Raw genomic sequence first — 26,059 nt, forward strand, 5'->3', positions numbered from 1 at the left:
CGCGCTTGCGGCATGATGGTTTCCCGCAATGATTTATGGAGCTACGCATGCCTGTGCGCGCCTATCTGTATCCGTTTTTGGCCATGCTGCTGTGGGCCGGCAACGTCGTCGTTTCGAAGCTGGCCGCGTCCAGCATCGCCCCCACGGCCATCACCTTTTACCGCCTGGTGCTGGTCTTGCTGGTGATGACGCCGTTTATTGCCCGCCCCCTGTGGCGCAACCGTGCCGCCCTTCGCCGCCAGTGGTGGCAGCTGGCCCTGTGCGGCGTGATGTCGATGGCGCTGTTCCAGAGCCTGTCCTACCGCGCCGCGGAAAGCACGACGGCCACCAACATGGCTATCGTCACGGCGCTGGCGCCCCTGATGACGGCCTTGCTCAGCGTGTTGCTGCTGGGCGAGCGATTGACACTGGGCATGGCGGCCGGCGGCGTGCTGTCGTTTGGCGGCCTGCTGTACCTGGTGGGGCGCGGCGACGTGCTGGCCTTGCTGCACCAGGGCGTGCATGCGGGCGACGCCTTGATGCTGCTGGCCTGCCTGGTATTTGCCCTGTATGGCGTGCTGCTGCGCCGCTGGCGCTTATCGATTCCCGCCTGGCAAGCCATCTATTGCCAGGCGCTGGCGGCCCTGGCCTGCATGCTGCCGCTGTTCCTGCTGTTGCCGCCCGGCAGCGCCAAGCTCGACGCCACCACCTTGCCCCTGATCGGCTATGCGGGTATCGGCTCGTCCATCGTGCTGTCCTACCTGTGGATCGAAGGGGTAAAACTGCTGGGACCGAACCGCTGCAGCATCTACGTCAACCTGCTGCCTTTGCTGACGGCCTTGCTGGCGATACTCTGGCTGCATGAAAGCATGCATGCGTACCACCTGGTCGGCGGCGGCATCTCGCTGCTGGGCGTGCTTCTGGCGCAGACGGTACAGCGGCCCCTGTGGCGCCAGCGTCCTGGCGTGTCCGGGCTTGCCTGAACGGCCATGCATAATGGCGGTTTTTCGGCAGTGGAGTTGGCATGCGGCAAACATTTTGGATGAGTACGATGACGGCGCTGCTGGCGCTGGGCGCCCTGGTGCCGGCACAGGCGGCGCGTTTCTACGAAGGCGCTCCCATGGCCTATTCCAGCGTTGTCGAGCGCCGCGACGGCGGCGTGGTGCTGGCCTTCCTGCGGGAAAATGGCGAAGTCAACGGTTACTATTGCCAGTGCAATGGCCTCAGCGACAAGCGCATGAACCTGGACAAGTATGGCAAGGCTAGCATCGCCGCCGTGTTCCAGCTTGACCTCGACAGCGAAGGCGAAACCACGTTCGTGCTCAGTCATAGTGGCGGGCGCAGTGATACCCCCTATGGCTTGCACGCCTATCGCTACGAATCCAGCGGCGGCAAAATGTTCAAGGTCGCCGCCCTGCAGCCCACCTTGGACGCCATCGTGCGCGGCGCCACATCGATGGACGAGGCGCGGGTGCGCGCCGCGCTGGCTTCGCTGCAGCTGATCGATTACAGCATCGATTACGCGCCCACGGGCGTGGCCGAGTTCGACGCCATCGAGCATGGCCACGGTACCCTGGTCGGCTATTTCAATATCGATGGCGAGTTATTGTCCAGCAAGCCGGCCGATGCACCGGCGTTTGCCTATAAAAAAACGTTCGAGGAAAAAGACGGCCATTTTCTGACCGTTACCTATCTGCTGGGCAAGGGTTGGCAGGGAGGGCACGCGTCCAGTTATCACATCAAGTGGATTACCTGGGAAACGCAGCCGCAGCGCTTTGCCGCCAGCCAGGATGGCTACTTTATCGAATATGACGTGAATTGCTGCGTGGGCAGCGTGTTTGCCCGGGGCCAGTATGCGCAGGGCAAGCGCACCGGCGTATGGTATTACGAAGAACCGCTGACCATCCGCTCGGTGGGCGCCTTTGTCGACAGCAAGGCGGAAGGACCGTGGACGTACGAAAGCGGCGAGGAAACGACGACGGGCCTGATGCGCAACGGCCAGCGCACGGGGCGCTGGGAAGTGAGCCCGGGCGTGGCAGAGTGGCGCGAGGCAGGCCAGGGCAACTACCAGGGTTTCGATACCTTTGTCCGGGACCGCCTGGACGGCCCCAGCGAGCGGCGCATCGGCACGGTGGTGCACTGGCAGGGCAACTATGTAAATGGCAAGAAGCAGGGCCCGTGGATCGAACCTGGCGGTGGCGGCAACTACGTCGATGACGTGCCGCAGGGGCCGTGGAAGAAGGCGACGCCGGACGGCGGCTGGCAAGTGTTGACCATGCGCGATGGCAAACCGGAAGGCAAGCTCGAGCAATACGGGGCCGGTGGCCAGCTGGAACTGGTCGAGCATTACCGCCTGGGCGTGCTCGAGGGGCCGATGCAGAGTTTTTATCCGGATGGCAAGCGGCGTTACCAGGGCACGTTTGTCGATGGCAAGCGCGATGGCGGGGAAACCCTGTTTTATGCCAATGGCGAACTGCCGCAATTTCACCGCAACTGGTACCAGGGCGTGCTGCATGGCGCCAGCATCGAACATTTCCAGAACGGTAAACCTAAGCAGATAGGCAATTATTACATGGGCAAGAAAACGGGCCGCTTCCAGTATTTCCGCGACGATGGCCAGCTGATCGAAGAAACCATGTATTAACTTGTTGACTAGCATAAATGGCATTCCGCCGCGACCGCGCACGTCAGCGGAATGCCAGTTCTGCGCAAAAAACATCATCCGCTTGTTACAAAGCGTGAAAATCCATGCTGGATGTTGCTACTGGTAATCTTTCCCTGTATCTTGCAGTCAGGAAATTAAAAATACGGAAAACCTCAACCCTGTTGACCTGTATTTCACTCCTGACGATATGCGCGGGCCGCCTTCCCCCCTGCCGCCGCACACGCCGTATCGACCTGTCCTGAACAATTCACGTGACCCGCCCATCTGGCGTTTGCCGCTATCTCGTCCGGCATGCGCAGGCATGGTTGCGCCCTTACCAAGGAAACTGCATGTTGTCGAACATAACAATAAAAATGCGCCTGATCGCCACCATGAGCGTGCTGGGCTTGCTGATCGCCGTACTGGGCGCCATGAGCATGATCGGGCTGAAATCGGCCAACAACAGCCTCAACGAGGTCTACAGCAATCAGCTGGCATCGACGCAAGCGATTGGCGAATCGCAAATTGCCCTGGGCCGTGCCCGTTTCACGATGGACCGCGTGATGGTGCACCCCGATGCGCCCGATGCCAAGGATACCCTGGCCCGCGCCGAACAATTCCTGGAAGCGTCGAACAAGGCCTGGAAGGTGTACCTGGCCTTGCCGCAGAGCGCGGAAGAAAAGCGCCTGTCCGACGACATGGACAAGAAGCGCAGCGATTACATGAACAATGGCGTGCTGACCATGAGCAAGGCTTTGCGTGAAGGAAATATCGCGCAAGCCGATGGCTTGATGATGAAGGGCCTCACGCCCCTGTACCGCAGCCTGGACCAGGCCGCCGAAACCTTGACGCAATACCAGGCCAGCTCGGCCGCCAAGATGTATGCGGAAAGCCAGGCCAGCTACCACACGCAAGTGACGATGGCCATTATCGGCATGGTGGTGGGCGCCTTGCTGACCATTATTTCCAGCGTCTTGCTGCTGCGCGCCATCTTCGGTCCGCTGGACCAGGCCCTGCGCCATTTCGGCGCCATTTCGGACGGTAACCTGGCCAATCACATCGTCATCACGCGCAACGATGAAATGGGCGCCTTGCTGACGGGCTTGCAGAAGATGCAGGAACGCCTGTCGACCACGGTGCGCGGCGTGCGTGACGGCAGCGGCGCCATCGCCACGGCCAGCAATGAAATCGCCTCGGGCAACCTGGATTTGTCGAGCCGTACGGAGCAGCAAGCGTCCAGCCTGGAAGAAACGGCTTCTTCGCTGGAAGAGCTGACCTCGACCGTCAAGCAGAATTCCGACAATGCGCGCCAGGCAAACCAGCTGGCCGTCTCCGCCTCGGACGTGGCCGTCAAAGGCGGCGCGCTGGTGGCGCAAGTGGTCGATACCATGGGCAGCATCAGCGAATCGTCGAAAAAGATCGCCGACATCATCGGCGTGATCGACGGCATCGCTTTCCAGACGAACATCCTGGCCTTGAACGCGGCCGTGGAAGCGGCGCGCGCCGGCGAGCAGGGGCGCGGCTTTGCCGTCGTTGCCACGGAAGTGCGCAACCTGGCGCACCGCTCGGCCAGCGCCGCCAAGGACATCAAGGTGCTGATCGAAGCGTCGGTGCAGAACGTGGGCGCGGGCAGCGCATTGGTCAGCCAGACGGGCACGACGATGGACGAAATCGTTTCCAGCATCCGCCGCGTGACGGACATCATGGGCGAAATCAGCGCCGCCGGCCGCGAACAGGAACTGGGCATCGGCCAGATCAATCAAGCCGTGGCGGAAATGGATACCGTGACGCAGCAGAATGCGGCACTGGTGGAAGAAGCGGCAGCCGCGTCGGAATCCATGCAGGAGCAGGCCGCGGCGCTGGCCGAGATGGTCAGCATTTTCAAGCTCGACGCCAACCATAGCGGCCCGGCTGCCGCCAAGCCTGCCTTGCGCAAGCCTGTCGTGGCCGCCACCAGCACGGCCTTGAAACGCCCGGCGCTGCACCTGGCGCCAGCCCGCGCGGCGGCAGCACCTGCTGCCGCCAAACCGCGTCCGGCCAAGCCAGCCGCGGATAACAGCGGCGAGTGGGAAGAGTTTTAAGTTACGGCGCTTCCAGGGTAGCCTTGCTGCCCTGTTCCTGCAATCGCGCCGCCTCGGCCAGAGCCTGGGCGCGCGCTTCTTCTGCCGCCTGTTCCGCTTTCTCCAGCGCATCATGGCGTGCTTGCAAGGCCGCCCGCGCGCGCACGAAGACGATCTTGATGGCCGCCATCACGGGCACGGACAGGAAGATGCCCACCACGCCGCCCAGCTGGTCGCCGGCCAGCAAGCCCACGATCACCATCAGCGGGCTCACTTCCACGCCTTCGCTCATCAAGTACGGGTTGACCACGTAATCCTGGAACAAACGGTAGGCGGCAATAAAGCCGATCAGCCAGAACACGTGCTCGAAGCCGCTGAAGCCGGCCACGACGACGGCGATGACGGCGGCGGCCAGCGGGCCGGCAAACGGAATGAATTCCAGCAAGGCCGCGGCGCCGGCCAGCAGCAGGCTGTACGGCACGCCCATCAGGGAAAAGGCAATGCTGTAGGACACAAAAGTGGCGATCGACAACAGCAGCAGGGCGCGCACATAGCGCGACAGCAAGATGTCGAGGTCGTCGATGATGGCGCCCCAGAGTTTCTTGTTCGGACGGTTCAGCAGGGACAGCAAGCCGTCGCGCATGTCCGGTCCTTCCTTGATCAGCAAAAAGCTCAGCACGGGCACCAGCACCAGATAGATCAGGTTGCTGGCCGCATGCATGACGGTCAAGCCCAGTTCTTTCGCCAGCGGCATCGCTTGTCCCGAACCGCTGCTCAGCTGCGTCTGCATGAACGACAGCAGGCGCGCGCGCAACGGTTCCATGAATTCCGGCAAAGGAATGCGTTCGGCAAAGTTGTTGCCCTTGAGCAGGGTTGGCAACTGATCGCTGAGTTTGATCGCCTCTTCCTCGATGCGGGCGCCGAAGATGGAACCCAGTATCGCCACCAGCAAGATCACCACGAGGAAGACGATGCCGATATTGGCCGTGCGCGGCAAACGCTTCGGCCCATACCGCTCCAGCAGCCCGATCAGCGGATACACGAGGTAGCTGAAGAAAATGGCAAAGACCACCACGATCAGGGTCGACGAGACCTTGTAGGTGAGAAACAGCAGGAAGGCGATGAGGAAAGCCGTCCACACCATCTTGGCAACGCGCAAGTTAAAACCGAACATATGAATTCCTTAGGGCAGAATGCTACGCAAGCGTGGCTGGCTTGTAGGGCGGGGTGGGCAAGGCAGGGATCGGGCCGCGCCGCACGGCCGGAAATCATACCGCAAAATGCCAAAATGCCATGCTCCTGTGCGTAATGGCAATGCTTTCCCCTGTCCGCATGCTGCTTTCGCCTATTCTTTCCGCCAACTGGCCACGGTGATGAGCACGCCGTTTTCCTTGTCCGGCTCGCGCAGGGTGACCGTGTAGCGGCCGCTCGTATCGTTGCCGGTGAACACGACCTTGTCGTCATGGCCCTTCACTTGCGCGCCCTTGGCCAGCTTGGCATAAGTGTTGAGCACCCAGTGGAAATCGGCATAGCTGTGCAGGGTGATGCTGGCGTCGGGCATGGGCCCGTCCCCCGCCTCGGTCGCTTCCGTGGGCGTGCGCATGGGCAAACCCGCGAGGCCCGCCGGCGCGATGCGTTTGCCGCCGCTGGAGCTGCTATTGCGTTCCGCATTCGGCAGCAGCAAATGCAGCAAGCTGGCGGGAAAGCCGGGCGGCACGTCGCGTGGTTCCCAGCCGGGCTGGCCGGGGCGGGTAGTGATGTATTCCACCGCAGCAATGCTTTGCCGCCGCTCCGGCGCAGCCTGTGCCAGCATGGCCGGCAGCTGCCGCGCCCACACCAGCAGCGGCGCGGCCATCGCGTCCTGTGCGCCCGGCGGCAGGAACACCGTCAGTACGGCGTGCGTGCGCGGCAGGCAAGCGGGGGCGGCGTCGCCGATGGCGGCCTGGCAATGGCCGTTGACGAGGCCCAAGGCCAACAGCTTGCGTTGCGGGTCGAACAGCATGGCGGCGCGCCATGCGCCGTGCGTGCCGGCATCGATGGAGGCCAGCACGGAGCGCCCGTCGGGCAGCATGGTGCGCGTGATGTCGTCGAGCGACTGCATGCTGTCGAGCACCTGGCGCGCGATCAGGGTGTTGCCCTGCGTATAGCTGCCGCGCGCGTAGCCCAGCAGTTTAAAGACGTCGGCGCGGATTTCGGGATGCGCGCTCAAACGCAGGGGCGGCGACGGCACGGGCACGGTGGCGGCCGCGAAGGCGGCGCCCTCGGCTGCTGGCGTTTGCGCCATGGCAGGCGCGCCCAGGGCCGCGCATAGCGACAGCAGGGGCAAGATGAAACGAGTGCGGGTGTTCAATGACTGTCCTTGTCGAGACGCCATGCCGGTGCGGTTGCCGGCGTGCGCGGGCCGCGATCTTAGCATTTCAGGAATGAAACTCTTTCTGCTAAGCTTGGCTATTGAATCACCGTTCGTATTGTCATGGCCCAGATCACCGTTTCCTGCAGTATTCCCGTCGACGATGAGGTCGTGACCGAGTTCGTGCACAAGTACGTGGGCCGCTCGCGCGTCAGCGCGGCCAACATGTTGCGCATGGGAGAGAAGGGCTGTTTCTATACCGGCCCTTTGTATACGGACGAGCACGCCAAAGTGAGCCGCTTACTCCGCCGCATGCTGGCGTTTTTTGAGAGCAAGGATATTCCCTTGAGCATTCTCAAGATCGGGGCCCAGGACAGCTGGCATGAGGTCGATCCCGAGCAGCGCGATCCCTGGAAGATTTCCTCGCAAGCCTTGCTGGCGCTGCTCGATGCCAGGCTTGACGGCCATGCCTAGGCGGCATTGAGCACGTAGCGGTTCTTGCCGTTCTTCTTGGCCTGGTACAAGGATTCGTCGGCACGCCGGTAGCTGTGCGACAAGTCCGCTTCCTTGATCAGTTCCGCGATGCCGATGCTGACGGACACCTTGCGTTCCGGCACGAAGGCCGCCTCGACGCCGTCGACCAACTGCGCGGCAAAGGCGCAGGCCGCATTCTTTTCGCCCAGGTAAATGACGGCAAACTCCTCGCCGCCCAGGCGGCCGCACAGGTGCTCGCCCGACAGTCCCGCGATCACGGCGGCGATTTTTTTCAGCACCTCGTCGCCCACGTCATGGCCGTACACGTCATTGATCTGCTTGAAGTCATCGATGTCGATCATCAGGAAATACGCGGGCGTGCGCGCCGTGCGCTGCAAGGTGCGCGCGCCTTGCGTGAACATGCGGCGATTGTTCAGTCCCGTCAAGCCATCCTTGTAGGCCATCGTCGCCAGTTCGCATTGCGCGCGGTAGTTGTGGATGCGCAAGACGAGAAAATAGATATTCAGCGCCAGGCCGATGATCACGCTGATGGTGACGGCCAGCACGGGCCAATGCTGGTCGGCCTGTCCCGCATGCACGGGAAACTGCCCCAGCCCCAGGATGGCCCACACGCACAGCGACACGCCCAGGTAATACGCGATGCCGCTGAAGATGGGCGCCGTCGTCAGGGTGATCATCACGCCCAGCGGCAATACCCAGAAAGCGGGGTCTTCCGTGCCCAGCATCAGCACGCGAAAGCTGAAACCGATGAACAGCACGCTGATGGTGCCGCTGGCGATGATGGCTTGCAGCGATTTCGCATACACGGTCAGCACCAGCCCCACCAGCATGCCCGTCACGCCCAGCGCCGCATGCGCATGATTGAGCGACGCGCGCGGCAAGGTCAGGCTGAACGTGACCAGCCAGCAAGCCAGGCCAAACGTCAGGATGGCTATCGAAATGAAATGCAGTTCCTTGAAAAAGCGCTGCTGCTGCTCCGGTTCTCCCGAAAAGAACAGGTAATAGAAGGCAGGAGAGAGGCTGCGCGAAGTGAACATTGCATTTGTCCAGGCAGACAATAAGCCTTGCGGCAGGGACACCTCCCGGCAACGGCAGGCGGCATGGCGCGCGCACAAAATTAGTTGCGCTCAGGAACTAGTGTACTGGTTTCTTGGGCGCAATGGGGATAGTGGCGAGGAAAACGGCGGCCGGTGTCCTGCCGCCGCCACAGTGGCATGCGGCGGCGCGGCAGCGCGGGGCGTCACAGGTCGCGCGCCAGCACCTGGCCGACCAGGTCCTTGCCAAAGCTGTGATGCGCCTCTTCCTCGACCAGCTGGAAGCCGGCCTTGTCGTAGATGCGGCGCGCATCGGTAAGAATGCTGTTGGTCCACAACACCATTTTCGTGTAGCCCGCTTGGCGGCTGAAACGCAGACACTCGTCGACCAGCCGGCTGCCGATGCCCAGGCCGCGCGCGCAGGGATCGACATACAGCAGGCGCAGCTTGGCCGTCGTGTCGTCTTGGCGCACGATGAAGATGGAACCGATTATCTTGCCGTCCTTCTCGGCGATCCAGCAGCGTTCACGGGCGGGGTCGAATTCCCGCACGAACTTGGCGAGGATCTCGGCAACGAGCGCCTCGTACTCGTTGTTCCAGCCATATTCCTGCGCATACAGCATGGCTTGCCGGTGGATGATCCAGCCCATATCGCCCGGCTGCGGATTGCGCAGGAGATAGCTGGGCGATGGTTCCCCCAGCAAGCCCTGGATTTGTCCCATGGCATTGACCAGTTCCTGCTGTGCCGTCGGCGGCAAGCGCTCGAGCATGGCGGCCACTTCGCGCCGCGAAGCGTCAACCAGGGGCGCGAGGGTGCGCTGTCCCTGTTCGGTCAGCTGCAACTGCACGGCGCGCGCATCCGTCGGTGAGCGTGTCTTGGCGATCAGCCCCTGCTTTTCGAACCCGGCAATGACACGGCTCAGGTAGCCCGCGTTCAAGCCCAGCTCGCGGCACAGGTCTGCACTGGTCAGCTGCGCCTGGTGCGCCAATTCATACAGGATACGCACCTCCGTCAGCGAAAACGCACTGTCCAGCAAATGCTCATGCAGCACGCCAATCTGGCGCGTATAGAAACGATTGAAGCGACGCACGATCTCCGTGCGTTCGTTGAGTTGATCTGCCTGCATGCAACAACCTCCATTTACTTGCTTATGGCAGATTATTAATTGCTTTTAGCAAGTATGTCAATCTATCGGCAGGATACTGGCGTGCATAAAAAAAGCAGCCCTGAAGAGGGCCGCCTTGGCTGGTACGCAAATTAGGGAGGCTGCTTATGTCGAGTGCCACACAACTTGCAAACATGCCCATTGATTTATAAGGATTTTTTCACTTACTTTGTCACACGTAGGGGGGCTGGTGATCAGGCATCAGCTTCCTGCCGAGTAACCTGTTCCCACATATCTTGTTGCGTAGGGGGGGCAGACGCTAGCATTGGCGCCTCTCAACAAAGCATAAACAATGTCTCCAATTTTTTTCGCGAGAAGGGGGGGGACAGCATTTCCTACCTGATGGAACTGTTCGGTTCTATTCCCTTGAAAAAAATAGTTGTCCGGGAAGGTTTGCAGCCTGGCTGCTTCCCGCACAGTCAGGCTTCGGCACTGCTTTGGATCGTAATGAATGAAGTAGTGACCATCCTTGGAAATGTGACTTGTGACCGTCGTAGCTGGCCGTCCGCGCAACTGGACACGGAAGCGATCAGAGAACTTGCCCGTTTCCCAATTGTCATGGTTTGGTCTCAATCCCTGCAGTGAGAATTCGACGTGTCCCTTCGGCGACCAGCCAAACGCGTCAGCAAACGCCGCCGCATACGCATAGCGCCGCAGATCGGTGCGCATGTGTCCACGGGAATCATGGTTTAACCATACAGCAAGTTGCGGGTCGTGATACCAGCCATCGAGCAATTCCGGACTCTCTACATCCTGCGTCAGGATGCCAAGCTGCTTGCTACCTGTGCCGAGTCCTCGTTTGATCGAAACAGATGCTTCCCTGAGCACCTCCTGCAATCCAGCATCGCCATGGGCGTCTCTCACCTCACGCGCCATCTCGCTGAAATGGTTCGCCACCACGTCGCCCCAGCCTTCATCCGAGTCGGGTTCTTTGCTCAGCCGGCTGCGCAGCTTGGGAAGAGAACCAATGACTTGCTCGACTGTAACCTCACCTGCTTTCTCGATCTGCGCGGGAATACCCAAGCCGATGCCTTCGCGCACACCGATAAGAATCACGCGGTGCCGTGCCTGCGGTATTCCATGCTGCTCTGCCCTGATGACGAAATCGTGTACATCGATATTGCGTGGAGAGTCTTTGGCGGAATATTTGGTTGCACACGTAAGGGAATGGATGCGGTACCCACTTCCGGAAGCCGGCATTTCCATTGCTTTATCGGGATCCGAAAGATCTTCAAGGATCGTCTCGAAAATCTTTTTCCCACCGACAGTTGCTGTGAGAATGCCTTTTACGTTCTCCATCACGAACACTGCAGGACGGTATTTTTGAATAATTCGCAGGTATTGCTTGTAGAGGAAATGACGATGATCTTCTTCAGGACGGTATTCGACGTTGCTTCGGTTGCGAGCCCGCCCCACGATCGAGTACGCCTGACATGGAGGGCCGCCGATCAGCACCCATGGCGTGTCCGGACCAAGCTCGTGGGCGGAAATTCTTCGATCAAGCTCATCGTTATCATGAGGCTTCCCCAGCTCCAGTTGTAGCGCTTCTTCCCCAGCCTCCACCCATGCATCATGGTTGGTTTCGTCGTACGGATATTCCGATTCACCGTTGCAGAAACGATAATAAGAGTCGATGGAATTCCCACCTTGACGTTTGAGTAGGCGATAGAAAGCCCTCAGACGAAGTGTACTGTGCGCAGAGGAACTCATTTCAGCCGATACAATTATTCTGAAAGGGTCACTTTCTACTGACGAAAATCCTTCACCAAGACCTCCAGGCCCAGCAAAGAGGTCAACGATAGGAATATTTCCCGTAAAACTGGCTTTCTGTTTGATGAGCAACTTTGCCTTAAATAAAAAATCGTGTGGGCACGTAGGATACCAGGAAAAATGGACATAGTCGATTCAGCTACCCGGTCGAGAATGATGTCAGGGATTCAGTCTAAAAATACAAAACCCGAAATGCTCGTACGCCAATACCTTCATGCGCAGGGCTTCCGTTATCGGTTGCACACGCGTGAACTACCTGGGTCGCCCGATCTCGTACTGCCAAAATACCATGTAGTGATTTTCGTACACGGGTGTTTCTGGCATCGACACGCGGGCTGTCGTTTTGCGACCCAGCCTGCATCGAATACCGAACGATGGAAAGCGAAGTTTCAAGGCAACTTGGAGAGGGATGCCAAGAATGTGGCTGCGTTGCAGGTGATGGGATGGCGCGTGTTGGTGGTTTGGGAGTGTGAACTTAAGCGCGAACCCTTGGACAGACTTCAGCGGCTCGCTCGCGAAATCACGCACCAAGCCATTGATTAGCTCGCAGACGTTTCTCATTTTTTCCTGATGTTATTTCGCAGAATGGAACTCTACAGTACCCGGCCTGATTGCATGGTTAGCCCATGCAAATGCCCACTTGTTGACCAATGATTCTCGGACACGATACTCAGCCTTCCTACTCTTCGCATCCTCTCGTTCCGTCGTAAAAAAATAGCGAAGGTTTACAACTAACTTGCGTTCATCTCCATCCGTCCCAATGTAAGTCGGCGATATTTCAATAGAAGCCGGTCGATGCTTCTCTACTACCTCAGTATTCCCAAGAACTTCGCAAGCTAAGACGAAAGGTACAACGCCCTTTTTCTGCTGTGTTGAGTCGCAAAGCCCTTCGATTTGTAAATATTTAAGGGAATAAATTTCTGGCCATTTTTCCAAGGAAAATGCACTGAAACACTCAGAAATATCCAGTCCCCAAAGGACTTTGAATGAATCGGCATCATGCCAATTTAATAAAACTGCTCCACGATCACTGCCGCTAGTTACCCCATCTTTCGAGATGTGGAGCGCGTCATTAAGCAGGGCAATTTCCTTTTCAAGCGGAGGTGTCTTTTTGCCAGCAGCAGCTCGCGCCAGCGCAGAATGCCAAAGTGCATTTTGTTCTTGCGTTAAAGTAAGATGTTCCATTTCGTCAACAAGGACAGGTAATAAACCTCCATTGGCAGCGGCCCGCGGCTTTTGGCTTGCAAAGCCTTTGCTCGTCGCGGTTTGAGCAATTGAGCTGAGAACACGATCCAGCTCTTCGTCAAAAGAAACGGTTTTCTCTTTACCGCTGCGTGCAACTTCCAGCAATTTTCGAACAACGTTGTCTGCTGCTTGAATAATTTCTCGTTCCCATTCAAGTAATACGTTGACCCCACGAGACCCGCCGATCTTCTCTTGCAGATCTTTCAATAATTTCACATGATCGACACTATCACTTGGGATGTTGTAGTCTTGTTTGTTCAAGGAAAGAAGAAAACCAGGCAACTTCTCACTAGGCAGGCGCTGTTCCAGATAGTTGCCCAGCCCATCAGCATCCTGTTGGTACTGAGTCCACAAGATCAACACATAGGGAGTCCACGCGGGAAGATTAAGCTGATTTATTAGATTTGCAATTATGCCAAAGTTCGCATCCTTTCCGCGCGTTTGCGCAGCTGGGTCCAAATGCAAATCTGTAATAATCATGCGAATTTGCGCATTGTTAAACGCCATTGAGCTTAACTCCTCGGCGCTTGTATCCCGAGGATATAGCAGCGGAACACATCCGAAGCCAGCCTTCGTTGCGGCTTCTTGGATAGCCTTCAAGTGATCGTCCTCGTCGTCGACAGCCAGCGCTCGGATACGTGGAATCATTTAACTTCGCCTTTCTTTTTCTCTTCAAAAATTAATGCAACGACAGCTCCAGAAGCCTCTTGTGGCAGGCCAACATCAGCAGCTTCAGGGAATTGAATACTGCCATTTGAAAGTTCCATAACGAGATTGGCGTAATATAGCCCTAATCCCATACCTTCAGGCCTTCTAGTCACAAAGGGCTGAACCAGCGCAGCAGGTGGATCAACGAATCCTGGTCCGTTGTCTCCTATAGCGATTCCAAATCCTCCGCCCTCGGACTCAAACGTAGTGATAAAAATTTTTCGTTTGAAAGGAGGCGTTTCACCTTGACTCTCTGGATATCTGACTCGTAACCAATAGAAGGAATTGTCTAATAAGTTGTTAAGCACTCCCAAAACTAGGCTTAGCGATACAGAAATTTCACGATCTTGAGCTTTTCCGTCCAGAAGAGGGCAAACCAAGTTAATTTTATGAAATGAGAACCGAAGAAGATTTATATCTCGTGCACGCTTAACCAGCGTTGACACCTTAATTTTTTCTCGATCGTTCTTTCTCAAGAGACCGGCGAAGCCGTCAAACAATTTTGTAAGTGACTGCGTCTGTTCCTTCAGTTGCTCAATTGGAAGTTGCTTCTCCATCCCAGAGTGAAGAACTCGTACACCTCGCTCAATTTCGTGGAAAACGACCGCCAACCCAAGTCCCGAGAGTCCGGCTTGCAACATTGTCTCTTGGAAACTTGTGAACTCTGCCTCTATTCTAGCGATAACTGGTTCAAAGGTACTTGAAAGTTTGTGTGTGCTCGCAAGGCGACGCAAGTCATGGATAGGTGCATTAATTGAATAAGTAGGCTCTGGCGTATCGCTTTTAAGAATTCTACGTAAAGATTCCTTATCTGCGCGTCGCTCAATTTCAAATATTGAGATTGCACCAAGTACTACTTTTTTTAATCGTTCCAACGCATCCGAGTCGGAGAATCCTTCACGATTTGTTTTCTCTGTTAAACCATTACTCGAATGCTGATGCAAATGAACCGCACCGACAACAATGTTCCGGCTTATACGCGCCGCCGGGACATTTATTCTACGAAGGTCTAATCCCAGCCAGTCATCTCCGCGCTCACCATAGTTGTAAACGCGCACCCCATCTCGATAAACGCGAATGCCCCCACTTTCATCTAGGAATAATTTGATAAGCTGTGTCTCTGGCATTCGCGCCAGAACCTCTTTGTCCCTGTCGAAGACATAAAATTCACCTGAAATTGGGCCAATGCCATCCAAGTAGGCAGCATCGACTAAGATACGCTTATCTCTTACTGATGTGGAGTCGCCCATCAAATCCCGAGTATTGTCACGAACTAGCAATCGCGTTGCGTGGGTATCAGCCACTCGTCCATCCAGCTTTACTCCCTTTAGACGATTTTCAAATTCATATTTCCAGCTAAATTCGCCGTCCTTATTAAGCTCGAATTTGAATCGCCATATCGCACGTTCAAGGATATCTTGGTAGCTCGGAATTCCCGCAAGATCGTCTTCTCGACCAGGTACTTTCAGATCAACTTCAAAGTCGCTAGGCCCGCCGAAAGGTGAGCATATAGAGGTAACTTGACGATACATTCGTCGAACATCTCCTCTTGTCCAGTCCTTCTGGCGTAGTTTTCCGATCCAAATTCTTGTTCCGTAAGTTTTTTCTTCAAAGGTCTTTGGTGAGCGTTTTTCAATCACAACCTGAGCATCGGACAAAAAATTCTGTTTTGACAGTTCTTCCCAATCAATCTGAACAACAGACTCGTAGTCTTCTCCGCGCTTGCGAGTTATCAACTTAATAATATCGCCTAACTTATGAACTGCAAATCTTCCTAAACCTTTTTCCCCGAGTGGTAGTCGCCCAAATATTTTAGACCTCTGATTTGACTGCTTAGCTAAGAGTTTATGGTCCGCGCCTGGCACCAACCATATGTCTCGAATATCTTCAAATGACATTCCATGACCATCATCTCGAACTAAAATACTTGGATTCGCTGCCTCCAGATTTAGTGTTAGTGAAACGTGCGTAGCATCGGCGTCATACGCATTTTTGACTAACTCAAAAAGTGCAAGACGAGGGCTGCCAATCAGCTGATCTCCTAAAAGGACTAGCAAGCGTGCTTTGGGTCGGAATGAGTGGGCATTGTTAGGCATGAGTGATCCTTAGTATATGGGAAAGCCCGGGTCAAGGCAAAGGGATAAGCACCGCTGATTAACTCATCGGGGCATTGTCCCCTCCGCCGGACCGACCTGAGACAATAATTCTACTTTCATCACCGGTGAGCCCTTATAAAAAAGAGCTTGTCCGACCTTGAATACGACGCCAAAAAAATTGACGCAGCGCGATCCCTTTTTGAGCGAGATTACTGCGTGACGCCATGGGGTAAACTTAACGGGCTTGATCCGTCATGCTGGCCGGCCGGTGTATCGGAATGTATACTGACGTGCCCTAATCGCCACTTCGACTCGCTGTTACCATTCCCAGACTTTACCTGATACGCTGAACGTGCTGTACAGGTAGTGCGGCTGGCCGATTATAAAAAGGCGACACACTGTGTCGCCCAATTATCCAAAATATTGCTTACACGTCAATATTTCCCGCCCGCAAGGCGTTGTTTTCAATAAACGCGCGGCGTGGCTCCACGTCGTCGCCCATCAGGGTGGTGAAGATTTGATCCGCCGCAATGGCGTCTTCGATCTGCACTTTCAACAGGCGGCGGACGGTTGGGTCCATCGTCGTTTCCCACAGTTGATCCGGGTTCATTTCGCCCAGACCTTTGTAGCGCTGCTTCGATACCGTGCGTTCGGCTTCGTCGCGCAGCCATTGCATGGCCTGGTGGAAGTCAACCACGGCGATTTCCTTCATGCGCTCGCCTTCGCCGCGGCGGACAAACGCGCCTTCGCCGATCAAGCCTTCGAAGGTGGCGGCGCCGCTGCTCAGCACGGCGTAGTCCGGGCCTTGCACGAAGTCGGCGTCGATGGCCGTGACTTTGACGTTACCGTGGTGCATGCGCTCGATGTGCAGCTTGTGTTTTTCCGACAAGTCGTCGGAACGCACATGCACGCGCACGGCGCTGTCGTTGATGGCCGTCTGCAGGGCCAGGGCGGAGGTTTCCGCCAGGTCCAGGGTCGACAGGTCCAGCTGCACGCCCGTCATGATGGCCGTCAGGGCGGCGCGGTCGATGACGCGCGTCAGACGCGTCATGATGGTGTTCGACAGGTTGAACTTGCGCACCAGTTCCGTCAGGGTATCGCCGTAAATGCCATCCGCGCCTTCGCGCGGCACCAGCACGGCCGTGTTCAGGGCCACCGTCATCATGTAGCTCGCTTCTTCGGCGTCATCTTTCAGATAGCGCTCGTCGCGGCCCGCCTTCACCTTGTACAGCGGCGGTTGCGCGATGTAAATGTGGCCGCGCTCGACCAGTTGCGGCATCTGGCGGTAAAACAGGGTCAGCAGCAGGGTACGGATGTGGGCGCCGTCGACGTCCGCATCGGTCATGATGATGATGCGGTGGTAGCGCAGTTTCTCGACGTTGAATTCGTCCGGTCCGATCGAGGTGCCCAGCGTGGCGATCAGGGTGGTGATCTGCTCGGACGACAGCATTTTCTCGAAACGGGCTTTTTCCACGTTCAAGACCTTACCGCGCAGCGGCAGGATCGCCTGGAACTTGCGGTCGCGCCCCTGTTTTGCCGAGCCACCTGCCGAGTCACCCTCGACGATGTACAGTTCGCACAGGGCGGGGTCTTTTTCCTGGCAGTCGGCCAGCTTGGCCGACAGGCCCAGGCCGTCCATGATGCCTTTGCGGCGCGTCAAGTCGCGGGCCTTGCGGGCCGCTTCGCGCGCGCGCGCCGCTTCGACGATCTTGCCGCAAATGATCTTGGCGTCGTTCGGTTTTTCTTGCAGGTAATCGGCCAGGGTCTTGGCGACGATCTCTTCGACGGGGCCGCGCACTTCGGACGACACCAGCTTGTCTTTCGTCTGCGACGAGAATTTCGGCTCCGGCACTTTTACGGACAGCACGCAGGTCAAGCCTTCGCGCATGTCGTCGCCGTTGATTTCCACTTTCGCCTTTTTGGCGAACTCGTGTTCATCGATGTATTTGTTGATCACGCGCGTCATGGCTGCGCGCAAACCCGTCAGGTGGGTGCCGCCGTCGCGTTGCGGGATGTTGTTCGTAAAGCACAGCACCTGTTCATTGTAGGCATCGTTCCACTGCATCGACACGTCGACCGTGATGTTCGTGCCCTGGTCCGACAGGCGCTCGCCCGTGGCCTGGAAAATGGTCGGATGCAAGACCGACTTGGCCTTGTTGATGTATTCGACGAAGCCGCGCGTGCCGCCTTCGAAGGCAAACACTTCTTCCTTGCCCGTGCGCTGGTCCGACAACTTGATGTTGACGCCATTGTTCAGGAAGGACAGTTCGCGGATGCGCTTGGCCAGGATTTCGTAGTGGAATTCCACGTGCGTGAAGATTTCTTCGTCGGCCCAGAAATGCACGTCGGTGCCGCGCTTGTCCGTTTCGCCGATGACCTTGATCGGCGAGGTGGCGACGTCGCCTACCATGACGATCTGGCGGTCTTGCGGCACGCCGCGCACGAATTCCATGTGGTGAATCTTGCCATCGCGGCGGATGGTCAGTTTCAGCAATTTCGATAGGCCATTCACGCAGGACACCCCCACGCCGTGCAAGCCGCCCGAGACCTTATACGAGTTCTGGTCGAACTTGCCGCCCGCGTGCAGCTCGGTCATAACGATTTCCGCCGCCGAACGCTTCGGATCGTGCTTGTCGTCCATTTTCAGGCCGGTCGGCACGCCGCGGCCATTGTCGGTGATCGAGATGGAATTGTCGCTGTGGATGGTGACGTGGATTTCCGTGCAGTGGCCGGCCAGCGATTCATCGATGGAGTTGTCCAGCACTTCGAATACCAGATGGTGCAAGCCGGTGCCGTCCGAGGTGTCGCCAATGTACATGCCCGGGCGTTTGCGCACGGCTTCCAGGCCTTCCAGGATCTGGATGGAGGCGGCGCCGTATTCTTCCGTTTTGGCCTGGATCGGGGTGTCTTGTGGATTCTCGGACATGGACTGCTTTCTCAAATAACGATTGCTGATTGATTCGGGGCTGCTGGCTGATGACCGTAGGTCGGGTTAGCCGGAACGGCGTAACCCGACAGATGGCGCTCAGCATGTCGGATTACGCTGCGCTAATCCGACCTACGTCACTGCTGTGGTCTTTAGATGCGCATCGGCATGACGACATACTTGAAGTCGGCGTTGTCAGGGATGGAAATCAGTGCGGACGAGTTCGAATCGCCCAGCGCGATGTTGACGTATTCGCATTTCAGGTTGTTCAGCACGTCCAGCAGATACGTCACGTTGAAGCCGATGTCGACGGAGTCGCCGCCGTAGTCGATTTCCAGTTCCTCGACAGCTTCTTCCTGGTCCGCATTGGTCGAGCTGATCTTCATGCTGCCCGGGGTGATGATGCAGCGCACGCCCTTGAACTTGTCGCTGGTCATGATGGCGGCACGTTGCAGCGAACGCAGCAGCTCATCGCGGCCGATCGTGAAGTCGTTCTTGTAACCTTTAGGAATCACGCGCGTGTAGTCGGGGAACTTGCCTTCCACCAGCTTCGAGATCAGCTCGATGTCGGCAAAGGTCAGTTTCACCTGGTTGGCGGCGATGTCCAGCTGCACCGGTTCATCGTTCTCTTCCAGCAGGCGCTGCAGTTCGATGATGGTCTTGCGTGGAATAATCACTTCCTGGCGCGCAAATGTCTGCTCGGTGGCCACCTGGCAAAACGCCAGGCGGTGGCCGTCGGTGGCCACGGCGATCACATTATTGCCATCCAGAACCAGCAGCAAGCCGTTCAGGTAGTAGCGGATGTCTTGCTGCGCCATCGAGAAATGCACCATGTTGAACAGGTGCTTCAAGGTTTTCTGGGGCAGGGTGACGGACGCGTTGTAGCTTTCCGCTTGTTGCACGGTTGGAAACTCTTCCGCTGCCAGGGTTTGCAGGGCGAAGCGCGACTTGCCCGTTTGCACGGTCAGGCGCTTGTTCAGCAGGGTCATCGTGACGTCGCCCGATTCGGGCAGGGCGCGCAGAATGTCCAGCAGCTTGCGCGCGGCCACGGTGGTGCCCGTGACGTCTGCGCCGGAGCCGATTTCCGCGTGCGTGGTGATCTGCACTTCGGTGTCGGTCGACAGGAAGGAGACATTTTCACCGTCTTTGCGGATGAGGATATTGGCCAGAATCGGCATAGTGTGCCGACGCTCGACAATACCGCTCACGATCTGCAGTGGCCGGAGAAGGGTATCTCGGGTGGTTTTGACCAATTGCATATTTATCCTCAATGTATAGGTATGAAGTTTAACGTAGTAATTTAACAATCATTGCATGGGGAACCCCGGCAGACCAGCTGCGGCGCTCTCCCAGATAATAAGGGTAAAGCACGTTTTGAGCCAGTCTTGCCCAAGCGGCGCTTAACCCTTCAATGTTTGTTCCAGCACATGCAATTCATGGTTGCATTCCGGGTTCTTGGTGCGGTCCAGCGCGATCTTGCGCACGGCATGCAGCACCGTGGTGTGGTCGCGGCCGCCGAACAGCTCGCCGATTTCCGGCAGGCTCTTCTGTGTCAATTCCTTGGCCAGGTACATGGCGATCTGGCGCGGCCGGGCGATATTCGCGGGGCGGCGCTTCGAATACATGTCGGCAACCTTGATATTGAAGAAGTCGGCCACCGTCTTCTGGATGTTTTCCACGGAAATCTGGCGGTTCTGCACCGACAGCAAGTCCTTCAGGGCTTCCTTGACGATATCGATGGTGATGTCTTTGCCATGGAAACGCGAGTACGCCAGGATCTTGCGCAGTGCGCCTTCCAGCTCGCGCACGTTCGAGCGCAAGTGCTTGGCGACAAAGAACGCCACGTCATCCGAGAAAGTCACGCCTTCCTGCTTGGCTTTTTTCAACAGAATGGCCACGCGCATTTCCAGTTCCGGCGGTTCGATGGCCACCGTCAAGCCCGAGTCGAAGCGCGAAATCAGGCGGTCGTCCATGCCCGTGATTTCCTTCGGATACGTATCCGAGGTGATGATGATTTGTTTCTTAGCGGCAATTAATGCCTCGAACGCATAGAAAAACTCTTCCTGCGTGCGGCTCTTGCCGCCAAAGAATTGAATATCATCGATCAACAGCATGTCGAGCGAGTGGTAATAGTGCTTGAAGTCGTCGAAACCCTTGCGCTGGTAAGCGGTCACTACGTCGCGAACGTACTGTTCTGCGTGAATGTAGCGGATCTTTGCGCCCGGATTGTCGGCCATTACCTGGTTGCCGATGGCGTGGATCAAGTGGGTCTTGCCCAGACCGACGCCGCCGTAGAAGAACAGCGGGTTGTACGACACGCCCGGGTTGTTCGCCACCTGGATGGCGGCGGCGCGCGCCAGCTGGTTGGCCTTACCGGTCACGAAACTGTCGAAGGTCAGGTCGGTGTTGATGCGGCTCTGTTCGCGGCGCGGCGCGGCGCCGATGCTCAGTTCCGGCACGCTGGGCTGCGGCTCCGCGGCGCGCGCGCTGGGCGCGCCGCCATTCGGATCGCTGGCCGGGGTGCTGGCGGCAACGGGTTTCTTCGGCAGGGCCAGGCGCGGGTCGAGCACGAACTGCACTTCCGTGGGCGCTTCGAAGTACTGAATGGCCAGGGCAGTGATGCGGCTGGCGAACTGGGTCTTGACCCAATCGAGCTTGAAGCGATTGGGCGCAGCAATGCGCAGCTTGCCCTCTTCGTAATCGAGAGGGATAAGCGGTTTGATCCACGCACTGAATTGTTGCGGTGTCAGCTCCAGTTCCAACTGCGCGGAACAGGCCTGCCAGAAATTATCCATGTATGTCTATGTGAAAAGGTGTGGGAGGGCGTATCGATTCTGCCCTGCGGTCACCGTGTTGCAAGGCCGGCGTCGCGCGAGGGCTCGCCACACGTAACGCGCTATTCTACTCCCGACTGCGAAAGTTATCCACAGGCACGGCTGTTATTTTTGTGTGGCGGGGTGGGGCGCCGTGTGCATAAGAGGCGACTTATCCCCCGGTTATCCCGTGACAGGCAGTGCTGGCGCGGCCTGCGGCGGGGCCTTGCCGGCAGGCGGAGCCCGGCGCGCAAATTTCTTGGCGATCACGGCAATCCTTGACAAGAGGGGGGCATATGCTGAATAATTCAGGGTTCCCCGCCCGTATTCCGTGTTTATTCATTTGGAACGACAATATGGACTAAGCGTGGATTAAGCGGGCGATGAGATTGGCCAGCTTGTGCCTTGGCATAAGTGCGCGATTGTCATTGGCACCAAAAACTGACGGGACGTCAGACCCGATTTTGCATTTTTTTTGTTTTTAGCGAGACCAACATGAAACGTACTTACCAACCTTCCGTCGTTCGCCGCAAGCGTACGCACGGCTTCCGCGCTCGTATGGCTACCCGTGGTGGCCGTGATGTGCTCAACGCACGTCGCGCAAAGGGCCGCAAACGTCTGGCCGTCTAGGCTTGTCGTTGACAGCTGATCGCGTGGCTAGCTGTACTCCAGTCGGCAATCAACGCGAAGGTTCACACGACTTCGCGCGCGTTCGGCGTATCGTTAAAACGGATGAATTTTCATCCGTTTTTCGTTTGCGCCCTTCGCAAAAAACAGCGCATTTTGTGCTGTACACCCGACACAATCAATTGCCGCATGCGCGGCTGGGCGTCGTTGTGGCCAAGCGTTTCGCGCCGCGCGCGGCGACCCGCAACACGATCAAGCGCGTGACGCGCGAGCTGTTTCGCAACAGCGCGATGCCGCCGGTCGACTGCGTGGTGCGTTTGTCGCGCGCCGTCAACAGCAAGGATGGCCCGGCCACCACGACCCGGCTCAAAGCCGAGCTGCGTGAAGAATTGAGCCGCCTGTTCGCGGCGCAAATCGCCGCCCAGGCCCGTTCTGTTGCTGCGCCACCACCGTCCGCGCCATGAAAACCCTGCTGCTGTTCCTGCTGCGTGCTTATCAGTTGCTGATCAGCCCCATGCTGGGACAGAATTGCCGTTTCTATCCGAGTTGTTCGCATTACGCGATGGAAGCGCTGCGCGTGCACGGTACTGCCAAGGGCAGCCTGCTGGCTGCCAAGCGCCTGTGCCGTTGCCACCCCTGGAATGAAGGGGGCGTCGACCCGGTGCCGCCGGCCGACGCTAAACAATCTTCAACGACCGCTTGCGGTTGCAACCACTCCTGACAAATACCCTAATGGATATCAATAAACGTACCATCCTGTGGATCGTGTTTTCCGTCTCGCTGGTAATTCTCTGGAACGAATGGATGATCTCGAACGGCAAGCCGTCGATGTTCTCCGCGAACACGGAACAAACCGCCAAGGCGCCTGCGACCCCTGCCAAGACGGCCGCTGTGTCGGCTGCGGCAGGCGTGCCTGCCCTGCCGGGTGAGGCTGTCGATCCCGCCGCGTTCAAGCGCGAAGTGATTACCATCACCACCGACGTCATCAAGGTCGACATCGACACCCTGGGCGGCCAGGTCAAGCGTCTGGAATTGCTGAAATTCAAGGGCGCGGGCAATCCGGGCTGGTTTGGCGGCTGCTTCGGCCTGTTCAAATGGTGCCAGCCTGACGACGGCAAGCAAAACGAAGTGCTGTTCGACGAAGGCGCAAACCATACCTACCTGGCGCAATCGGGCCTGGTCGGCGGTCCCTTCCCTACGCACGCGAGCGGTTTCACCGTGCAGCCGGGCGTACGCACCCTGGCCGATGGCAAGCAGATTCAACTGGTGATGGAAGCCGTCGAAGGCGGCGTCAAGCTGACCAAGACGTTTACCTTCAAGCGCGGCGACTACGTCATCGACGTGCGCCACGACGTGGCCAACGTGGGCGCTGCGCCCGTCACGCCGCAGCTGTATCTGCAACTGACGCATGACGGCAACAAGCCCGTCGGCGACTCGTTCTTCAACAGTAGCTTCACGGGCCCGACCCTGTACACGCCGCAAGACAAGTACCAGAAGCTGACGTTCGAGAAAATCGAAAAAGCAGCCGTGGAAGACGAGAAGAAGGGCAACGACAACGCCATGAAGGCGCTGCACCCGGCCACGGCAAATGGCGGCTGGTTTGCGATTTCGCAACACTTCTTCGTGTCGGCCTTCGTTCCGCCTGAAAACGCCAAGCGCGACATCTTCACGAAGAAGGTCGGCACCAACCTGTACGCCATCGGCAACGTGCTGCCTCTGCCTACCCTGGCGCCGGGCGCTTCGGCCAGCATGGACAGCAAGCTGTACTCGGGTCCGCAAATCGCCCACTTGCTGGAAAACGTCTCGCCTGGCCTGGAACTGGTCAAGGATTACGGCTGGCTGACCATCATCGCCAAGCCGATGTTCTGGGTCATGGAACAGATCCACAGCGTGCTGGGCAACTGGGGCTGGACCATCATCGCCTTCACGATCCTGATCAAGCTGCTGTTCTTCCCGCTGTCGGCCGCCGGCTACCGCAGCATGGCCAAGATGAAACTGGTCACGCCGAAGATGCAAGCGATCCGCGAACGCTTCAAGGGCGATCCGCAAAAGATGAACCAGGCCACGATGGAGCTGTACAAGACGGAAAAAATCAATCCGCTGGGTGGCTGCCTGCCGATCCTGATCCAGATGCCCGTGTTTATCGCGCTGTACTGGGTCTTGAACGCGTCCGTGGAAATCCGCGGTGCGCCATGGATCGGCTGGATCACGGACCTGGCCCAGCATGACCCATGGTGCATCCTGCCCGTGCTGTACGCGATCTCGATGTTCATCACCACCAAGCTGAACCCGGCGCCGGCCGATCCGATGCAAGCGAAGATGATGCTGTTCATGCCACTGGCATTCTCGGTGATGTTCTTCTTCTTCCCGTCGGGCTTGGTACTCTACTGGGTCGTCAACAACGTCCTGTCGATCGGCCAGCAATGGGTGATCACCAAGAAATACGCGCCAGCCGTCAAGTAAGTCCGGCCAGCGACCAGAAAGCCCGCCTCGCGCGGGCTTTTTTTTGACATCGTACCCAATGGGCACGATGTCAAAAAAGTGGGTTTTGCCGGTTTTCCACATACCTCCCCTTCATGTGCACCCGGTCTGTCGCTGAAAATACCGTGGCTCCTGCAGCCTTCCCGAATACACTACAATTAGCCCATGAAACTCGACTCTTCCCCTATCGCCGCCATCGCCACCGCTCCCGGGCGCGGCGGCATCGGCGTGGTACGCGCCTCCGGCAAAAATCTCGCTCCCCTGATGACGGCCCTGTTCGGCGCGCAGCAGCTGAAACCGCGCCACGCCACCTACCTGCCGTTTACGGACGGCGACGGCGCCATCATCGACCAGGGCATTGCCCTGCATTTCAAGGGCCCCCATTCGTACACGGGCGAAGACGTGCTGGAATTGCAGGGCCACGGCGGCCCCGTGGTGCTGCAGCTGCTGCTGGCGCGCGTGCTGGAAGCGGGCCGGGACAGCGGCTTGCGCCTGGCCGAACCGGGCGAATTCACGCGCCGCGCCTTCCTCAATGACAAGCTGGACCTGGCGCAGGCGGAAGCCGTGGCCGACCTGATCGACGCTTCCACGGAAGCGGCCGCCAAGTCCGCCTCGCAATCGCTGTCGGGCGCGTTCTCGAACACCATCCACGCGCTGGTGGAGCAGGTGACGGGCTTGCGCATGCTGGTCGAGGCGACCCTGGACTTCCCGGAAGAAGAGATCGACTTCCTGGAAAAATCAAATGCGCGCGGCCAGCTGAAAGCCGTCATCGAAGCCCTGAACAAAGTGTTTGCGCAGGCGGCGCAGGGCGCGCTGCTGCGCGAAGGTCTCAATGTCGTGCTGGCGGGCCAGCCGAACGTGGGCAAATCGTCGCTGCTGAACGCGCTGGCGGGCGCCGACGTGGCCATCGTCACGCCGATTGCCGGCACCACGCGCGACAAGGTCAGCGAAACCATCCAGATCGAGGGCATTCCGCTCAACATCATCGACACGGCCGGCATCCGCAGCGCGGGCGAGACCATCGACGCCGTCGAGCGCATCGGCATCGAGCGCACCTGGGGCGAAATCGGCAAGGCCGACGTCATCCTGCACCTGCTCGATGCCGACCACGGCCCCACCCTGGCCGACGAAACCATCGTTGCCGCCTTCCCCGAAGGCGTGCCCGTGGTGCGCGTGTGGAACAAGATCGACCTCTCGGGCCACAAGCCCAGCGTCGACAGCTTGCCGGACGCCACGCACGTCTACCTGTCGGCGCACGAGCACGTCGGCATCGATTTGCTGCGCGCCGAGCTGCTGCGCATCGCCGGCTGGCAACAGACGGGCGAGTCGCTGTTCCTCGCGCGCGAACGCCATTTGATCGCGCTCAAGTCGGCCGGCAAGCATTTGAATATCGCGGCCGCGCACGCGGCGCAGGACGACCAGTCGCTGGACCTGTTCGCGGAAGAGCTGCGCCTGGCGCAGGTGCAGCTGTCGAGCATCACGGGCGAGTTTTCGCCCGACGATCTGCTGGGCGTGATCTTCAGCCGTTTCTGTATCGGCAAGTAAGCGCACTATCAGACTTTCCGGTGGCCAGTCCTGGCCGCTCTTTCTGCTCTTTCCAGCACGGCTGGCCTGTCCGGGCCAGCCGTTTCCTTTCTGCTCCCAGCCTTGCCGGCATCTGCCGGC

Annotated in this window: 20 protein-coding genes; 10 read left to right on the forward strand and 10 right to left on the reverse strand. The window is 58.1% G+C overall.

Translation table 11 applies throughout. The features are described from left to right. The first annotated feature begins 47 nt into the window (after positions 1-47). From GCN75_RS09430 to GCN75_RS09440, 3 genes are all read left to right on the forward strand, one after another. Positions 48-962 (forward strand): DMT family transporter, encoded by a 915-nt coding sequence (locus GCN75_RS09430; RefSeq protein WP_152282296.1) that lies wholly within the window; start codon positions 48-50, stop codon positions 960-962. A gap of 41 nt (positions 963-1,003) precedes the next feature. After that, entirely contained in the window at positions 1,004-2,623 is a 1,620-nt protein-coding gene (locus GCN75_RS09435) for a toxin-antitoxin system YwqK family antitoxin (RefSeq protein ID WP_152282297.1), read from the forward strand. A gap of 350 nt (positions 2,624-2,973) precedes the next feature. Next, positions 2,974-4,704, forward strand: coding sequence for a methyl-accepting chemotaxis protein (locus GCN75_RS09440; RefSeq protein WP_152282298.1), 1,731 nt, complete (start codon positions 2,974-2,976; stop codon positions 4,702-4,704). 1 nt (position 4,705) lies between these two features. Here GCN75_RS09440 and GCN75_RS09445 read toward each other — a convergent pair whose 3' ends face one another. Together GCN75_RS09445 and GCN75_RS09450 are read right to left on the reverse strand one after the other, a co-directional pair. Next, complete coding sequence (locus GCN75_RS09445) at positions 4,706-5,857, reverse strand: AI-2E family transporter (RefSeq protein WP_152282299.1); 1,152 nt, start codon at positions 5,855-5,857, stop codon at positions 4,706-4,708. A gap of 171 nt (positions 5,858-6,028) precedes the next feature. Beyond that, entirely contained in the window at positions 6,029-7,033 is a 1,005-nt protein-coding gene (locus GCN75_RS09450; RefSeq protein ID WP_152282300.1) for a hypothetical protein, read from the reverse strand. Positions 7,034-7,156: 123 nt separating this feature from the next. On the opposite strand from GCN75_RS09450, the gene GCN75_RS09455 reads away from it, so the two are divergent. After that, a complete protein-coding gene (locus GCN75_RS09455; protein ID WP_152282301.1) occupies positions 7,157-7,507 on the forward strand; it encodes a hypothetical protein in 351 nt (116 codons plus the stop codon). Here GCN75_RS09455 and GCN75_RS09460 read toward each other — a convergent pair. The 3 genes from GCN75_RS09460 to GCN75_RS09470 all read right to left on the reverse strand — a co-directional run bounded on the left by GCN75_RS09460 (position 7,504) and on the right by GCN75_RS09470 (position 11,570). After that, positions 7,504-8,565: a GGDEF domain-containing protein gene (locus GCN75_RS09460; protein WP_152282302.1), complete on the reverse strand. Its 1,062-nt coding sequence runs from the start codon at positions 8,563-8,565 to the stop codon at positions 7,504-7,506. The genes GCN75_RS09455 and GCN75_RS09460 overlap by 4 nt on opposite strands. A 203-nt stretch (positions 8,566-8,768) precedes the next feature. Continuing rightward, complete coding sequence (locus GCN75_RS09465) at positions 8,769-9,689, reverse strand: bifunctional helix-turn-helix transcriptional regulator/GNAT family N-acetyltransferase (protein WP_152282303.1); 921 nt, start codon at positions 9,687-9,689, stop codon at positions 8,769-8,771. 240 nt (positions 9,690-9,929) lie between these two features. Further along, positions 9,930-11,570: a DNA cytosine methyltransferase gene (locus GCN75_RS09470; RefSeq protein WP_226941224.1), complete on the reverse strand. Its 1,641-nt coding sequence runs from the start codon at positions 11,568-11,570 to the stop codon at positions 9,930-9,932. 48 nt (positions 11,571-11,618) lie between these two features. Between GCN75_RS09470 and GCN75_RS09475 the strand changes: the two genes are divergently transcribed. Further along, on the forward strand, positions 11,619-12,041 hold the full coding sequence (locus tag GCN75_RS09475; RefSeq protein WP_152282304.1) for a very short patch repair endonuclease: 423 nt from the start codon (positions 11,619-11,621) through the stop codon (positions 12,039-12,041). Positions 12,042-12,071: 30 nt separating this feature from the next. Here the strand turns inward: GCN75_RS09475 and GCN75_RS09480 are convergent, their stop codons facing one another. The 5 genes from GCN75_RS09480 to dnaA form a co-directional block, all read right to left on the reverse strand. Continuing rightward, on the reverse strand, positions 12,072-13,391 hold the full coding sequence (locus GCN75_RS09480; protein WP_152282305.1) for a hypothetical protein: 1,320 nt from the start codon (positions 13,389-13,391) through the stop codon (positions 12,072-12,074). Then, entirely contained in the window at positions 13,388-15,547 is a 2,160-nt protein-coding gene (locus GCN75_RS09485) for an ATP-binding protein (RefSeq protein ID WP_152282306.1), read from the reverse strand. The genes GCN75_RS09480 and GCN75_RS09485 overlap by 4 nt, the downstream gene beginning before the upstream one ends. A 427-nt stretch (positions 15,548-15,974) precedes the next feature. Then, positions 15,975-18,473, reverse strand: coding sequence for a DNA topoisomerase (ATP-hydrolyzing) subunit B (gene gyrB, locus GCN75_RS09490; protein ID WP_152282307.1), 2,499 nt, complete (start codon positions 18,471-18,473; stop codon positions 15,975-15,977). 152 nt (positions 18,474-18,625) lie between these two features. Beyond that, a complete protein-coding gene (gene dnaN, locus GCN75_RS09495) occupies positions 18,626-19,732 on the reverse strand; it encodes a DNA polymerase III subunit beta (RefSeq protein ID WP_034754341.1) in 1,107 nt (368 codons plus the stop codon). 141 nt (positions 19,733-19,873) lie between these two features. Beyond that, positions 19,874-21,268: a chromosomal replication initiator protein DnaA gene (gene dnaA, locus GCN75_RS09500; RefSeq protein ID WP_034754339.1), complete on the reverse strand. Its 1,395-nt coding sequence runs from the start codon at positions 21,266-21,268 to the stop codon at positions 19,874-19,876. Positions 21,269-21,781: 513 nt separating this feature from the next. On the opposite strand from dnaA, the gene rpmH reads away from it, so the two are divergent. From rpmH to mnmE, 5 genes are all read left to right on the forward strand, one after another. Next, positions 21,782-21,916, forward strand: a complete 135-nt coding sequence (gene rpmH, locus GCN75_RS09505) for a 50S ribosomal protein L34 (protein ID WP_010401996.1) — start codon at positions 21,782-21,784, stop codon at positions 21,914-21,916. Between the two features lie 8 nt (positions 21,917-21,924). After that, the gene (gene rnpA, locus GCN75_RS09510; protein ID WP_080753306.1) at positions 21,925-22,377 is read left to right on the forward strand and encodes a ribonuclease P protein component; all 453 of its coding nucleotides are present in this window, start codon (positions 21,925-21,927) and stop codon (positions 22,375-22,377) included. Then, positions 22,374-22,634 carry a membrane protein insertion efficiency factor YidD gene (yidD, locus tag GCN75_RS09515; RefSeq protein ID WP_099380761.1) on the forward strand — a complete coding sequence of 87 codons (261 nt, stop codon included), beginning with the start codon at positions 22,374-22,376 and terminating at the stop codon, positions 22,632-22,634. Before rnpA ends, yidD begins: the two co-directional genes overlap by 4 nt. 11 nt (positions 22,635-22,645) lie before the next feature. After that, positions 22,646-24,376 carry a membrane protein insertase YidC gene (gene yidC, locus GCN75_RS09520; RefSeq protein ID WP_152259051.1) on the forward strand — a complete coding sequence of 577 codons (1,731 nt, stop codon included), beginning with the start codon at positions 22,646-22,648 and terminating at the stop codon, positions 24,374-24,376. A gap of 183 nt (positions 24,377-24,559) precedes the next feature. Beyond that, on the forward strand, positions 24,560-25,939 hold the full coding sequence (gene mnmE, locus GCN75_RS09525) for a tRNA uridine-5-carboxymethylaminomethyl(34) synthesis GTPase MnmE (protein WP_152282308.1): 1,380 nt from the start codon (positions 24,560-24,562) through the stop codon (positions 25,937-25,939). The last annotated feature ends 120 nt before the right edge of the window (positions 25,940-26,059 follow it).

Source organism: Janthinobacterium violaceinigrum (assembly GCF_009208555.1).
Classification (GTDB): Bacteria; Pseudomonadota; Gammaproteobacteria; order Burkholderiales; family Burkholderiaceae_D; genus Janthinobacterium; species Janthinobacterium violaceinigrum.